Origin of the sequence: Paracoccus sp. M683, assembly GCF_007096355.1 — a bacterium.
GTDB lineage: Bacteria > Pseudomonadota > Alphaproteobacteria > Rhodobacterales > Rhodobacteraceae > Paracoccus.
The window spans coordinates 163,671-177,380 of the sequence record NZ_VKDF01000005.1 but is presented as its reverse complement, the minus strand read 5'-3'; the positions used below and the strand labels follow the sequence as shown (position 1 = coordinate 177,380).

Sequence of the window (13,710 nt, the reverse complement as noted above, 5' to 3'; positions counted from 1 at the left end):
TGCGTGTCACACACTGCGAGTCCAGCCACCGCCCCCGCGAATGCAGGGTCGCTCAGGCACCGATAGCCTGATCCGGTCTCTGATACTGAAGCCGCCGTGCCGCGCCCTTGGTGATCTTGGATCGCCACCAGATATTGTGTGCGCCTTGGCTGCAACACACAAACTGACGTGTCTTGACGCCGCTTTCAACAGATTTTTTACATCTCGTGAGCGGTCTTTTCTGTTGACAAGCCGATGGCCAAGCATCGCCCCCGAATGCTGCACCGCCGCGACTCGAAAGCTTAATGAAGAATTAACAAAGCCTAAAATTTCAATGAATTGGCAGGTTTCGCGCCGGGGATTCACCTTCTTTCCACAGGGTTATCCACCGATTTGCCCCCCCGAAACGGCCCGATAATCCGTGAAGGCAATGTGACAGCCAGACCACGGCGACCCGGCAAAAATTATTCGCCGGCATCGAAGCGACCGCTAGATCTTGATATATTCCCGTTCGGTCACGACCAGATCCAGTGGCTGATCGAAAGGTTCGGCCGGGATGGCCGGCAGTTCCTGCGCCGCAAAGGCCAGACCGATCGCAGTCACCGGCCCCAAGGCGCGCAGCTGCTGCAAGGTCCGGTCGTAATAGCCGCCGCCATATCCGATGCGGTTGCCCGACCGGTCAAACGCGGCCAGCGGCACGATCAGCACCTGCGGGGTCAGCAGCGCCGCATCCTCGGGCGGATGCGAGGTGCCGAAGGGGCCGCCAACCAGCGCCCCGCCATCCCAGGCACGAAAGATCAGTGGAACGGCCTTGCCCGTCACTACCGGCAGGCAGACCGGCCCAGGATGCGCTGCCATCGCGGCGCGGGGATCGGCCTCGGCCCGCATGGGCCAATAGCCTGACAACACCTGCCCGGCGAAAGGCGCAAGCGCGGCGGACAGCTGTGCGTCTATCCCGGCCGGGTCGCCGCCCTGCCCGCGCGCGGCCAGCGCCTGCGCGCGCAAGGCGGCCTTAAGCGCGGCCTGGGTCACAGCAACACCGCCGAGGCCAGCCCCAGAAAGGCGAAAAAGCCGACCACATCGGTCACCGTGGTCACGAATGTCCCCGAGGCCAGCGCCGGGTCGGCCCCCGCCTTTTCCAGCGCCAGCGGCACCAGAATGCCGGCCAGTGCGGCGATGGCCAGGTTCACGATCATGGCGATGCCGATGACCGCCGCCAAAGCAGCGCCGCCGAACCAGAGCCAGGCGACGATTCCCATGACCACGGCGAATGCCAGCCCGTTCAGAAGGCCCACGATCGCCTCGCGCCAGACGACGCGCATGACATTGCCGCCCGACAGGCTTTTCGTGGCCAGCGCGCGCACCGCCACGGTCAGCGTCTGGGTGCCGGCATTGCCGCCCATCGAGGCGACGATGGGCATCAGCACCGCAAGCGCGACAATGGCGCTGATCGTATCCTCGAAGATGGCAATGACCAGCGAGGCAGCAATGGCCGTCGCAAGGTTCACTGCCAGCCAGGGCAGGCGCTGCCGCAGCGTTTCCAACACGCTGTCGGTGATCGCCGATTCCTCGCCCACGCCGGCCAGACGCAGAATGTCCTCTTCATGTTCCTCGTCCAGAACCGACATGGCGTCGTCGATGGTGATCACGCCGACCAGCCGGTCGTCACCGTCCACCACCGGCGCTGAAATCAGGTGATACTGGTTGAAGGCATAGGCCACGTCGCCTTCGTCGGCCGTGGCGTCGATGGTGCGGAAACTGTCCTCGGTGATGTCGGTCAGCCTGACCCTGCGGCCCGATGACAGCAGCCGGCCAAGCGCGACATAGCCGATCGGATGGCGGCGCGGATCGACCAGAACGATGTGATAGAACTGTTCGGGCAGCCATTCCTCGGCCCGCAGAAAGTCGATGGTCTCGCCCACGGTCCAATGCGGTGGTGCGGTCACCACCTCGGATTGCATCAGGCGGCCAGCAGAATATTCGGGATAGGTCAGCGACTGTTCGACCGCGATCCGGTCGGCCTCGTCCAGCGCGGACAGGATCTCTTCGCGCTCGCCCTCGTCCATGTCCTCGACAAGGTCGACGACATCGTCGCTGTCCATCTCTCGGACGGCCTCTGCCAGCACCTCTTTGGGCAGCGCCTCGATCACCTCGTCGCGGATCGCCTCGTCGATCTCGGTCAGGATCTCGCCGTCCATCTCGATCGAGTAAAGCCGCAGGAAGGTGCGCCGCTCGGCCGGGGTCAGGCGTTCGATGATATCGGCGATATCGGCCGCATGCATCGGTTCAAGCAGCTGTTCCAGCCGGGTGCCATCCTCGGCATCCAGCGCCTCGTCGATCTGGCGCAGCAATTCGCGGCGAGGGGTGAAATCCTCGTCCTCGTCATCCTGGGGGGCCGGTTCGGTAATCTGATCGGACATGCGCGCCTCCCTTTGCCTGCGATGACTAGGCGGATTTACGTCAGCCGCGCAACAAATCCAATGCGGCGGCATGAATTTCCGGCGATGCGGCAGCAATGACACGACCGCCAGCCTCGGCCGATCCGCCCTGCCAGTCGGTGACGATGCCCCCCGCCGCCTGCACCACCGCCAGAGGGCCGGCGATGTCATAGGGCTGCAAGCCGGCCTCGATCACCAGGTCGATCTGGCCAAGCGCCAGCAAGGCATAGGCATAGCAGTCCAGACCATAGCGCGTCAGCCGCACCTGCGCCGCCACCCGGCGAAAGGCCGCGCCTTCGTCCGCCGTGCCGACCTCGGGGAAGGTGGTCATCAGCGTCGCCTGGTCCAGCGCCACGCCGCGCCGGACGCGCAAGGCCTGTTCGCCGCGCGGGCCCGTCAGTCGCGACACGCCCAGACCGCCCTCGAACCGTTCGCCGATATAGGGCTGGTCGATGATCCCGTAGATCAGACCAGATGCATCGGCCAGGCCAATCAGGACACCCCAGCTTGTCGCGCCGCTGATGAACGCGCGCGTGCCGTCGATGGGGTCGAGGATCCAGGACAGGCCGCTGCTGCCGGCGCTGTCGCCATATTCTTCGCCGATGATGGCATCGCCGGGCCGCCGCTGCGCCAGAACGGCGCGCATGGCGCGTTCCGCGGCGCGGTCGGCCTCGGTCACCGGGTCGAACCCGATCTGTCGCTTGTTGTCTGACTGCAAGTCACCGGCGCGGAAATAAGGCAGGATCGCGGCGCGGGCCGCATCCGCCATCAGATGCGCGGTGACAATGATGTCGTCGTTGCTGTCTGCCATGCCCCGCTCCGTTCTGGATACGTGGCTGGCTTAATTCATGCGACAGCATCTTGGAAGATGAAGGGCGCTGTTGCCTGCGCCCTAATCATCAGATGTGCCGCGGCGCTTTCAGGCGGCGTCCGACAGGACCCGCGCCAGTTCGAAGATCTGGCGGCGCTGTGCGACCGGCATGGCGTAATACGCACGCACCAGTTGCAGCGCTTCCTTGTCGCCCAGGATATCGCCTTCGATCTCGGCCGTGCCCACGTCTTCGTGCAGCCCGTCAAAGAAGAAGCTGACCGGCACCTCAAGCGCCAGCCCGATATCCCACAGACGCGAAGCCGAAACCCGGTTCATCCCGGTCTCATACTTCTGAATCTGCTGGAATTTGATTCCCACAGCCTCGGCCAGCTGCTGTTGTGTCATACCTATCATCCACCGACGATGACGGATACGCTTGCCGACATGAACATCTACACCGTGCTTCATAAGTCACCTCACTCAATCTATGAGGGCAGTAGCCCAGCCCGGCTCGTTTTTCGACAACGATGATGGCCCTCCCTGCCGTTCCTGACCAAAAAGACAGGTCAGAAGCTGCGCAAACTGCAACTGTTCGCGCGCGGACATCCGCGCACTTGTCCAAATGGACAATATTGGAAAGCGATGATGGAAGACATTCGAATTGCTCAGGTTCCCGAAACCGAATCACTGCCACAGGTGCTGCATGTGCCCGCGCCGGTCGCCACCGAGGGTCAGGTTCTGGTGCGGATGCGGGCAGCGGCGCTGAATTTCGCCGACATCCTGAAAAGCCGGGGCCAGTATCAAGAGGCCGAACCCTTTCCTTTCATACCCGGCCTGGAAGGCGCGGGCGAGGTCATCGCCGCGCCGCCGGGCAGCGGGCTGGCGGCGGGTGACCGCGTCGCCGTGGGGGCGCGGGGCACGATGGCCCAGGTGATCGCCGTGCCGCCGGAGGCCTGCCTGCGTATCCCCGATGTCATGACCTTCGAGGACGCGGCGGGGTTCCAGGTGGCCTATGGCACCAGCCATCTGGCGCTGGTGGGCCGCGGCGGGCTGCGGGCGGGCGAAACGCTGGTCGTCCTGGGCGCCGCGGGCGGGGTCGGCCTGACAGCGGTGCAGATTGGCCGTGCCCTTGGCGCGCGCGTCATCGGCGTGGCCCGTGGGGCCGACCGGCTGCGCGTCGTGGCAGAGGCCGGCGCGGATGAGATGATCGACAGCGATGCCACGCCCGACCTGAAACAGGCGCTGCGCGATCTGGGCGGGGTCGATCTGGTCTATGACCCGGTCGGGGCCGAGCCGGGCCTGGCCGCCTTTGGCGCGCTGAAACGTGGCGGGCGGTTCCTGGTCATCGGCTTTGCGGGTGGCAAGCCGCCGCGCCTGCCGCTGAATCACGCGCTGGTCAAGAACATCGCGATCCACGGCTTTTACTGGGGCGGCTATCGCCTGCTGGATCCGAAGGCCCTGCGCGACAGCCTGACCCAGCTGTTCGACATGTATGCCGCCGGGCAGTTGCGCCCCCATGCCGGAGAGGTTCTGGGTCTGGATCAGATCGCCGAGGGCTATCGCCTGCTGGAAAGCCGCAAGACCACCGGAAAGGTGATCATACGGATCGAATGACGCGAATTTTAGCGGTCAGAGCGGCGTTTCAGGCGGTTGCAGCATTGAAATGTCGACCAACTCTGCCAATATTCCGACATGACTGATTGGGATATGGCCATGCCATGTCCCGCCTTCGCTGAGGGAGATTTCGATGGCAGATTTCAACACGATCCGAACCGGAACGGGCAGTGCGACCCGCTCGGCGGCGATCGACGAAGGCCTGCGGGCCTATATGAGCAAGGTCTACAGCCTGATGGCTATCGGCATGGCGGTGACAGCCGCTTTTGCCTGGGGCGTCAGCTCGTTGGCCGTCGGCCCCGACGGCACCGCAACCCAGCTGGGCTATGCGATTTATGGCTCGCCGCTGAAATGGGTGATCATGTTTGCCCCGCTGCTGGTGGTCTTTGGTTTTGGCGCCGCGCTGAACCGGCTGTCCACCGGGGCCGCGACCATGGTGTTTTACGCCTTCGCCGCGCTGATGGGCCTGTCGATCAGCTCGATTTTCCTGGTCTATACGCCTTATTCGATCGTGCAGACCTTCCTGATCACCGCGATCTCGTTCGCGGGGCTGTCGCTTTACGGTTATACGACCAAGCGCGACCTGTCGGGAATGCGCACCTTCCTGATGATGGGCCTGATCGGCCTGATCGTGGCGATGGTGGTGAACATCTTCCTGCAATCATCGGCGATGCAATTCGCGATCTCGGCGATCGGCGTGCTGCTGTTCGCCGCGCTGACCGCCTATGACACGCAGAACATCAAGAACACCTATCTGGCTCTGGCCAGCTCGAACAGTGATTTCCTGGGCAAGTCGGCCATCATGGGCGCCTTGCAGCTGTATCTGGATTTCCTGAATCTGTTCATGTTCCTGCTGCAATTCATGGGCCAGTCGCGCGAGTGATCGCAGGACCAACTGAACCGAATCGACAAGGCCGGGCCATCAGCCCGGCCTTGTTCATTTGCACCTTTCAGTTCGGCGCAACCTTGCTCAACCATCAGGTAAGGTTAACACATTTTTGCCTATCTTAGATTGTATTTTATTATAACCAATTGATTTTTAATATTTTAAACTTCGCAGTTTGGAAATCGCCGTTGCGGCCCCGTTAACTTTGTCGTTGTTCTGCCCCTAAGGCAGCCGATCGCCGCTCTTTGGTTTCCAGGGACCAGAGGGGCTGTCACCCGGCTTCTCCCGACTGGTTCAGGTGGGTGCCAAATTCAGGGGCACCGGATCGCCAGGCCGATGGGTGGATGACGGGTCCGGTTCATTGGAACGGGGTCATCCCCAATTGGCATTAACGAGTGTATTTTTATCATGAGCAACAATCACGGTTCGAATGAAGGTGACGCCACGCGCTTTGGCGGAGGCGGCCATGGCGGTGGCAACCATGGCGGCGGCGGGCATGGTGGCGGCGGGCACGATGACTGCTGCTGCGGCCCCGATGGGCCGGGCTGCGAGAACATGATCTATATCGGCAAGCTGCCCGAGATGGACGTGAACGAGCGCAGTTGGGAGGCCGAGCGGGCCGTCGGCACGATTGGCGGCCAGACCTATGGCAATGCCGATGATCCGCTGTATCGCGATCTGGAGCAGGTGACGATGAACGACCGCAATGGCGACGGCGTCATCAACCACGACAATACGCGTTATTCCGAAACCATTACCCATTCCGCCTCTGGCGACAGTCAGGATTACAAGGTCGATACCAGCTTTCTGGTGCGCGGAACCGAGGTGACGGTGCTGAATGACGACGGCACCACCTCGACCATTGTGACGACCGTTCGCGTCATGCAGGACGATCAGGGCAACACGTTCATCATGCCCCCGCCCGAGGGCGCCTCGCGCAGCGAGATCGAGGCGATGACCAGCAAGCCCATCATATCGGTCGAATTCCCCGAGAATCCAAAATGCTATGAGCTCTGCGTCAAAAGCGTCTTTACCGACCGCACCTGCTTTCCCTGCTTTGGCCGGGGCACCATGATCGAGACCGAGTTCGGCCCGATGCCCGTCGAGGACCTGCGCGCTGGCATGCGGATCTGGACCCGCGACAACGGGTTGAAGCCACTGTTGTGGATCGGATCGCGCCATCTGGGCGCGCTGCATCTGAAATCCTATCCGAACCTGCACCCGATCCGCATCAGCGCGGGCGCGCTTGGCCAGCACACGCCGGGCCGCGATCTTGTCGTCTCGCCCCAACACCGGATCCTGGTCCGCTCGAAGATCGCGCAACGCATGTTTGGCACCTTCGAGGTTCTCGTCGCGGCCAAGCAATTGCTGCAATTGGACGGCATCGACATCGCGACCGACCTGGAACAGGTCGACTATTTCCACATGCTGTTCGACCGCCACGAGATCGTCGTTTCTGACGGTGCCGAGACCGAATCGCTTTATACCGGCCCCGAGGCGCTGAAAACCGTCGGGCCGGCCGCGCGGGAAGAGATCTTTGCCCTGTTTCCCGATCTGCGCGACCGCAACCCGGTGACTGAACTGCCCCCCGCAGCCCGTCCGTTGCCCTCGGGTCGGATGGCGCGCAAGCTGGCGGTGCGACACAAGCAGCATGGCAAGCAGTTGGCCGGCTAGGTCAAGCCAGACAATCTGGATTACGAAATACAGGGCTGGCCGCGATGCGGCCGGCTTTTCCATTTCAGCCAAGGCGCTGCATTGCCCCTCCGACGGCCAAAACGAAAAACCGCGCCGGAAGGGCGCGGTTCAAGTTCGTCAACGGAAGGGCGCGATCTTACTTGATCTTGCCTTCCTTGTATTCGACATGCTTGCGGACGACCGGATCGTATTTGTTCACGGTCATCTTTTCGGTCATGGTGCGGGCGTTCTTCTTGGTCACATAGAAATGCCCGGTGCCCGCCGTCGAGTTCAGGCGGATCTTGATCGTCGTCGGCTTCGCCATATCATCTGCTCCTGCTGCGGCAGCGCGCGCATGGCGGCCCCGTGGAATTCGATTGAAGCCCGCCTTTTACAGTCAAGACCGGCAGAGTCAACAGCAAAACCCGGCAAAAAACGCAGAACGGGCGGTGCTTAGCCGGCGCGCGCCAGAACCAGGATCTTGGCCAGTCGACCGGCCGAATCCTCGACCGGGCAAAGCGACACGACGCAGGTCACGGCAGGGGCCTGATCACGCGGGCAGGCAATCGCCGGCAGCGATACGGTCTCGCCCTCGGCGGCCTCGGAGACAGCCTGACGCAGCGCCTCGGCCGCCGCATCGGGCCACAAATCCCACAGATAGCGACCGACCAGCCGGTCGGCCGGCGCGCGACGCCCCAGATGCCGCAGCCCGGCAGCGTTGATAAAGGTCACACGACCATCGCGATCCATCAGATAGGCGGCATCGGCAATCTCGCGAAGCAGCGCAAGAGCCAGCGACGCACCAACCAGACGCCCGTGATCGTCATCACCCGCCCGAGACATCCGATGCGCCGGTCCGGCCGCCATCGGTTCGGGCACTAGCGCCATATGGACGTCATCTTTCGCAGCAGCAGTCAGGGTCATCATCGCCTCCCCCAGCCGGGCCGATCAGGCAGCGCCGGACCAAGGCACCATAGCAGGCTTGAAGACGGAAGAACATGAAACTCTTGTTAATCTTGCAGATCAGCGCGCGGATGGCCTGTAAGCCGGATTTTGTCCAGGGGCACGCCCCTTGGATGACCATTCCTCTGGTCCCGCCATTGCTGACGGGATCAAGCTGCCAACCCGGACCTTTCAGGCAAGGCCGCCCTGCCCCGTCGCCGGGGCGCAAGGTCCCTATTCGGCATTGCTCCCGGTGGGGCTTGCCATGCGGGTGCTGTTGCCAGCCCCCCGGTGGGCTCTTACCCCACCGTTTCACCCTTACCCGCGCGAACGCGGGCGGTCTGTTCTCTGTGGCGCTTTCCCTGGGGTTTCCCCCGCCGGGCGTTACCCGGCACCGCTGCCTTGTGGAGTCCGGACTTTCCTCGCAGGCCAAGCGGCCCACGCGGTCATCCGGCCATCCGCGCAACTGGCATATGGCGGGCTTGGGCGGCGCGGTCAATGGGGGCCTTGCCCCCGTCGCGTGCCGCGACTCCCCCAGGATATTTGCATGAAGAAGAAGGCCGCAATCAGGCTTTGGGGCGTTAGGTCAATGTTCCGGCCATACCGCCGCCGTCTTTCGGGTGCCGGATCCCCTCCATCACCGGCAGTTCGGGGACCTCGAAGGGACTATGCCCATCCAGACAGGCGACGTTGATTCCAAGCTGATCTGGACCTGAAACCGCACCGCGCCGCAATGACAGCCGCCCTCGATCACATCCATATCCATCATCCGTGTCTAAATATCCGCGGGGGAGTTCTCGCCCATGGCGAGGACGGGGGCGGCAGCCCCCAGCGCAGCCAGCGACGCCGCCGCATGACGGTCTGCCTCGTCCTCGGGGCCACGCGCCCAGGGACGAAAACGCAGCCGAAACGCGGCAAGTCGCGTCTCGGGCTCAACCTGCGGATAGCCTATGGCGTCGAGGCTGCCGCCGAGAGGCCCCGCCTTGTCGTCCCCCATGTCGTCCGGCCACAGCGCCAGCCCTTCCAGCGCCAGCCGGCGCCAGTCAAAGCGTGGGCCGGGGTCGGATTTGCGGTCAGGCGCCATGTCGGAATGGCCGATGACCGCCTGGGGGCCAAGCCCGTGGCGCAGGGCGATGTCGCGGACGAGCGCCACCACCGCATCCATCTGCTTCATGGGAAAGGGCCGGTCGCCGGGATTGACGATCTCGATCCCGATGCTGCGGGAGTTCACGTCGTCGCGCCCCTGCCACGACCCCCCCCCGGCATGCCAGGCACGGCGATCCTCGGGGACCAGCGGGTCAAGCCGGCCATCCTCGTGGATCAGCCAATGGGCCGAAACCTCGGCCTCGGGATCGCACAACCGCGCGCGGGCCGAGGGGCCGTCGGCCATGCCTGTATAGTGCAACACGATCAGTTCGACGCTCTGGCCACGGCGATCACCATGATTCGGCGAGGGGTTGGTCATTCCGTGCCGCTGCGACGAACCTGGCCATCATCGCCAAGCACATGCCAGTTAGGCCTGATCCAGTGCAGCGTCTCGCCATCGTCGGGATAGCGCACGGTTTCCGCATCGGGATTGGTCCCCGCGCAAAGATAGCGCAGCGGCGCGTCCGAGCGATTCACGATATGATGCGCGTTCGCGGTCGCGGCGGGCCAGATCGCCATGTCGCCGGGCCCGATCTCGGCCGGGCCGTCATCGTCGATGACGGTTGCCACACCGTCAAGCACCATGACGAATTCGTCGCTGCCCGAATGCCAGTGCCGTTTTGCCGACATCTGGCCCGGTTCCAGCGTAACGATATTGATCCCCAGAATCCGCGTCCCGGCCGCATCGCCAAAGCGCTCTTCGACCCGCGGCGCCGAGCCCGCGACCTGCTGCCCCGCGACGCTGCCCTTGCGCAGGATCACAGCTGATTGACGCGATAAGGCGCCGGATCCCAGCCACAGACGAAGCCATCGCCATCGGGATCGACGCCGGCGGGATCCGTGTCGGGGCCACCTGCGGCCAGAAAGGCCGTCTGCGCCCGCGCCGAATCGGGATAGCTGGCGCAGAATCTGGCGGCGGCTTCCGGCGATCCGCCCTGCGGGCGCGGCCAGACCGCCTGGCCGACCGGATGGCGCGAGGCAAAGGCATAGCGAACCAGCACCGGGGTCGAGCCCGGATAAGGACCAGAGCGCACGACCGGCAGCGGCTTTCCATCCTCGGCCGCCGTGTCACGGCGATAATCGGCGGCAACGGTCTGCATCTGGGCCTTGCCCTTGATCTGCTCGGCCGTCGGTGCCTTGGCGGGCAGGGCAATCGGGATGGTCGCGGGCGCGGGCGAGTTGGTCGTCAGCGCCACTTCACGGTCACGCTGATACTGGCCATACGGCGTCTGGCCCATCTGGTAGTTGGGATTCCAGCCCTGATGCTCGTTACAGCCGGCAAGCGCCAGCAACCCAATCACCATCACCTTGCGTATCATTTCGTTCCCGTTCCTGTCCCGTTTGCCCGTGCTGTTTGATCGCAGCCTACCACCAGCGTTCCGGCTTGGCCACAAAACCGGCGGCGCTCTCGACGACCGAGGCGATGTTCAGAAGATCGCCCTCTTCAAAGGGTCGCCCGATCAGTTGCAGCCCCAAAGGCAACCCCTGCCCGTCCTGCCCCACCGGCACCGAAATCCCCGGCAGACCGGCAAGGTTGACCGTCACGGTAAAGACGTCGTTCAGATACATCTCGACCGGGTCGGCATCGGCCATGGACCCAAGCGGGAAGGCCGCCGAAGGCGTGGCCGGCGTCAGGATCGCATCGACGCCAGCGGCATAGGCCTGGTCGAAGTCGCGCTTGATCAGCGCCCGGACCTTGCGCGCACGGTTGTAATAGGCGTCGTAGAAACCCGCCGACAGCACATAGGTGCCGATCATCACCCGGCGCTGCACCTCGGGGCCAAAGCCCTCGGCTCGGGTTTTCTCATACATGTCGGTGATGCCGTCGCCCTGCCCCAACCTGGCCCGCAGCCCGTAACGCACGCCGTCGTATCGGGCGAGGTTCGAGGACGCCTCGGCAGGCGCAATGACATAATACGCAGGCAGCGCGTATTTCGTATGCGGCAGGCTGATATCGACGATCTCGGCGCCCGCATCACGCAGCATCGCGGCACCCTGTTTCCACAGCGCGTCAATCTCGGCCGGCATACCGTCCATGCGGTATTCGCGCGGAATGCCGATCTGCTTGCCGCGAATATCGCCGGTCAGCGCCGCCTCGAAATCGGGCACGGGAATGTCGGCGCTGGTCGAATCCTTGTCATCGACGCTGGCCATGGCCCCCAGCATGATGGCCGCGTCGCGCACGGTCTTGGTCATCGGCCCGGCCTGATCCAGCGAACTGGCAAAGGCGATGGTGCCCCAACGGCTGACCCGGCCATAGGTCGGCTTCAGCCCGACAATGCCGGTGAATGCCGCCGGCTGACGGATCGAACCGCCGGTATCGGTGCCGGTCGCAGCAAGGCACAGATCGGCGGCCACGGCCGAGGACGACCCGCCCGAGGATCCGCCCGGCGTCAGCGCCGCGCCATTCGCGGCCTTCCACGGGTTCACGGCATTGCCATAGGTGCTGGTCTCGTTCGACGAGCCCATGGCGAATTCGTCCATGTTCAGCTTGCCCAGCATGACCGCGCCCGCATCCCACAGGTTCTGTGTCACGGTCGATTCATATTCGGGGCGGAACCCCGACAGGATATTGCTGGCCGCCTGCGAGGCGACGCCCTTGGTGCAGAACAGATCCTTGATCCCCAGTGGAATGCCGGTCATTGCCGCGGCGTCGCCGGCCTTGATCCGCTGGTCTGCGGCACGGGCCATGTCACGCGCGATCTCGGGCGTCTTGTGGACAAAGGCGTTCAGCGCGCCCGCGGCCTCGATCGCGGTCAGACAGGCATCGGTCAGCTCGACCGAGGTGGTTTCGCCCTTGGTCAGCGCATCACGCGCCCCGGCGATGGTCAGTTTGTTCAGATCGCTCATTCCACCACCTTCGGCACGGCGAAAAAGCCCTCGCGGGCGTCAGGGGCATTGGCCAGAATCTTGTCGGCCATCTCGCCCGTCGTCACCACATCCTCGCGGCGCTTCAGGCGCATGGGGGTCACGCCAGTCATCGGCTCGACACCATCGACATCGACCTCGTTCAGCTGCTCCATGAAGTGCAGGATGCCGTTCAGTTCGCGGGCCAGCGCCGGCAGGGCTGCGTCCTCGACCCGGATGCGCGCCAGATGCGCGACCTTGCGGGCCTCATCTTCGGTGATCGACATGGGTTTTCCTTTCGTTGCCCGGCGGTTTACAAGCCCAAGGGCGAGGCTGCAAGAAGCGGCGGCCACCGAACCGGAGATGCCGATGCAAGCCGCCCTGTCGATCCTGCCCGTCATCGCGCTGGTGGCGCTTGGTTACGGCGCGCGGCGCTGGCGGATCATCGCCCCCGCGAACTGGCCGGGGGTTGAACAACTGGGCTTTCGCCTGATGTTCCCGGCGATCCTGTTGACCTCGATCTATCGCTCGGACCTGTCGCTTGGGGGTGTGGGGCCCTATGTTCTGGCCACCTCGCTGGCCTTTTTCGCCATCGGTGCCAGCAGCTTCCTGCTGCGTCGTCCGCTGCGGCTCAGCAATCCGCGACTGACCTCGTTCTTCCAGTCCTCGATGCGGTTCAATTCGCTTCTGGTTCTGGCGGTTGCGTCGCAGGGGCTGGGGCCGGGCGCAGTCAGCGATCTGGCGGTCGCCATGGCGTTCCTGATTCCCACCTTCAACATCAGCGCGATCATCGCCCTGACCGCCTTTCCGCCGGAAAACGCCGATGCGGTGAAACCCACGCGCGCCCAGGCGCTGCGCCGCATCAGCGCCGAGATCATGCGAAACCCGCTGGTCCTAGGCTGCGCTGCCGGGCTGATCCTGAACCTGTCGGGGGTGAGCCTGCCTGCGGCTGTTCTGGCGCCGCTGGACTGGCTGGGCCAGGGGGCGCTGGCGGTCGGCCTGCTGACCGTCGGCGCCGGCATCGAGGTCCGCCGCCTGTGGAAAAGCGACCCAGCCATGTGGACGGCCGTGGCGATGCGCCTGATCGCCTGCCCGGTCCTGTTCCTTCTGCTGGCGCTGGCGATGCAGCTGTCCGCCGGGCAGATCGCCTCGGGGCTGCTGCTGACGGCGGCACCGGGCGCATCGGTCGGCTATATCCTGGCGCGGCAGATGGGCGGCGACGCGGAATTCTATGCAGACAGCTTCACCTGGCAGACGGTGCTGTCGGCGCTGACCCTGCCCTTGTGGCTGATGCTGGCAACCAGTCTGGCCGGCTGAAGGTCAGGAAAGAATTTTTCTGCGCAAGGGGCCGATTTTCCCCCTTGCGCCCCCCG

At 64.2% G+C, this 13,710-nt stretch carries 15 protein-coding genes and 1 other RNA gene; 4 read left to right on the top strand and 12 right to left on the bottom strand.

The annotated features are described in order from the left end of the window. Positions 1 to 468: 468 nt before the first annotated feature. The 4 genes from FNJ84_RS11210 to FNJ84_RS11195 form a co-directional block, all read right to left on the bottom strand. On the bottom strand, positions 469 to 1,011 hold the full coding sequence (locus FNJ84_RS11210) for a 5-formyltetrahydrofolate cyclo-ligase (protein WP_221931969.1): 543 nt from the start codon (positions 1,009 to 1,011) through the stop codon (positions 469 to 471). Further along, entirely contained in the window at positions 1,008 to 2,399 is a 1,392-nt protein-coding gene (gene mgtE, locus FNJ84_RS11205) for a magnesium transporter (RefSeq protein WP_143793215.1), read from the bottom strand. The genes FNJ84_RS11210 and mgtE overlap by 4 nt, the downstream gene beginning before the upstream one ends. A gap of 40 nt (positions 2,400 to 2,439) precedes the next feature. Beyond that, positions 2,440 to 3,228 carry an inositol monophosphatase family protein gene (locus FNJ84_RS11200; protein WP_143793214.1) on the bottom strand — a complete coding sequence of 263 codons (789 nt, stop codon included), beginning with the start codon at positions 3,226 to 3,228 and terminating at the stop codon, positions 2,440 to 2,442. Positions 3,229 to 3,336: 108 nt separating this feature from the next. Further along, entirely contained in the window at positions 3,337 to 3,696 is a 360-nt protein-coding gene (locus FNJ84_RS11195; protein ID WP_143793213.1) for a helix-turn-helix domain-containing protein, read from the bottom strand. A gap of 177 nt (positions 3,697 to 3,873) precedes the next feature. On the opposite strand from FNJ84_RS11195, the gene FNJ84_RS11190 reads away from it, so the two are divergent. The 3 genes from FNJ84_RS11190 (at position 3,874) to FNJ84_RS11175 (ending at position 7,402) form a co-directional block, all read left to right on the top strand. After that, on the top strand, positions 3,874 to 4,842 hold the full coding sequence (locus FNJ84_RS11190; RefSeq protein ID WP_255471173.1) for an NADPH:quinone oxidoreductase family protein: 969 nt from the start codon (positions 3,874 to 3,876) through the stop codon (positions 4,840 to 4,842). A 133-nt stretch (positions 4,843 to 4,975) separates the two neighbouring features. Then, the gene (locus FNJ84_RS11185) at positions 4,976 to 5,725 is read left to right on the top strand and encodes a Bax inhibitor-1/YccA family protein (RefSeq protein WP_143793211.1); all 750 of its coding nucleotides are present in this window, start codon (positions 4,976 to 4,978) and stop codon (positions 5,723 to 5,725) included. A gap of 411 nt (positions 5,726 to 6,136) precedes the next feature. After that, complete coding sequence (locus FNJ84_RS11175; RefSeq protein ID WP_255471172.1) at positions 6,137 to 7,402, top strand: Hint domain-containing protein; 1,266 nt, start codon at positions 6,137 to 6,139, stop codon at positions 7,400 to 7,402. 157 nt (positions 7,403 to 7,559) lie between these two features. On the opposite strand, the gene rpmG is transcribed toward FNJ84_RS11175, so the two are convergent. From rpmG to gatC, 8 genes are all read right to left on the bottom strand, one after another. Then, complete coding sequence (gene rpmG, locus FNJ84_RS11170) at positions 7,560 to 7,727, bottom strand: 50S ribosomal protein L33 (protein WP_011750518.1); 168 nt, start codon at positions 7,725 to 7,727, stop codon at positions 7,560 to 7,562. Positions 7,728 to 7,855: 128 nt separating this feature from the next. Beyond that, complete coding sequence (locus FNJ84_RS11165) at positions 7,856 to 8,326, bottom strand: PAS domain-containing protein (protein ID WP_185968496.1); 471 nt, start codon at positions 8,324 to 8,326, stop codon at positions 7,856 to 7,858. A 102-nt stretch (positions 8,327 to 8,428) separates the two neighbouring features. Then, an RNA gene (rnpB, locus tag FNJ84_RS11160) (RNase P RNA component class A) lies at positions 8,429 to 8,806 on the bottom strand. A 313-nt stretch (positions 8,807 to 9,119) separates the two neighbouring features. Then, the gene (locus FNJ84_RS11155; RefSeq protein ID WP_143793208.1) at positions 9,120 to 9,809 is read right to left on the bottom strand and encodes an N-acetylmuramoyl-L-alanine amidase; all 690 of its coding nucleotides are present in this window, start codon (positions 9,807 to 9,809) and stop codon (positions 9,120 to 9,122) included. Beyond that, a complete protein-coding gene (locus FNJ84_RS11150; protein WP_143793207.1) occupies positions 9,806 to 10,252 on the bottom strand; it encodes a cupin domain-containing protein in 447 nt (148 codons plus the stop codon). The genes FNJ84_RS11155 and FNJ84_RS11150 overlap by 4 nt, the downstream gene beginning before the upstream one ends. Next, positions 10,249 to 10,809 carry a hypothetical protein gene (locus FNJ84_RS11145; protein ID WP_143793206.1) on the bottom strand — a complete coding sequence of 187 codons (561 nt, stop codon included), beginning with the start codon at positions 10,807 to 10,809 and terminating at the stop codon, positions 10,249 to 10,251. The genes FNJ84_RS11150 and FNJ84_RS11145 overlap by 4 nt, the downstream gene beginning before the upstream one ends. Before the next feature lie 46 nt (positions 10,810 to 10,855). Next, a complete protein-coding gene (gene gatA, locus FNJ84_RS11140) occupies positions 10,856 to 12,340 on the bottom strand; it encodes an Asp-tRNA(Asn)/Glu-tRNA(Gln) amidotransferase subunit GatA (protein ID WP_143793205.1) in 1,485 nt (494 codons plus the stop codon). Next, positions 12,337 to 12,624 (bottom strand): Asp-tRNA(Asn)/Glu-tRNA(Gln) amidotransferase subunit GatC, encoded by a 288-nt coding sequence (gatC, locus tag FNJ84_RS11135; protein ID WP_143793204.1) that lies wholly within the window; start codon positions 12,622 to 12,624, stop codon positions 12,337 to 12,339. The genes gatA and gatC overlap by 4 nt, the downstream gene beginning before the upstream one ends. Positions 12,625 to 12,706: 82 nt before the next feature. Here gatC and FNJ84_RS11130 point away from each other — a divergent pair, with 82 nt between their 5' ends. Further along, the gene (locus tag FNJ84_RS11130; protein ID WP_221931968.1) at positions 12,707 to 13,654 is read left to right on the top strand and encodes an AEC family transporter; all 948 of its coding nucleotides are present in this window, start codon (positions 12,707 to 12,709) and stop codon (positions 13,652 to 13,654) included. Positions 13,655 to 13,710 lie beyond the last annotated feature (56 nt).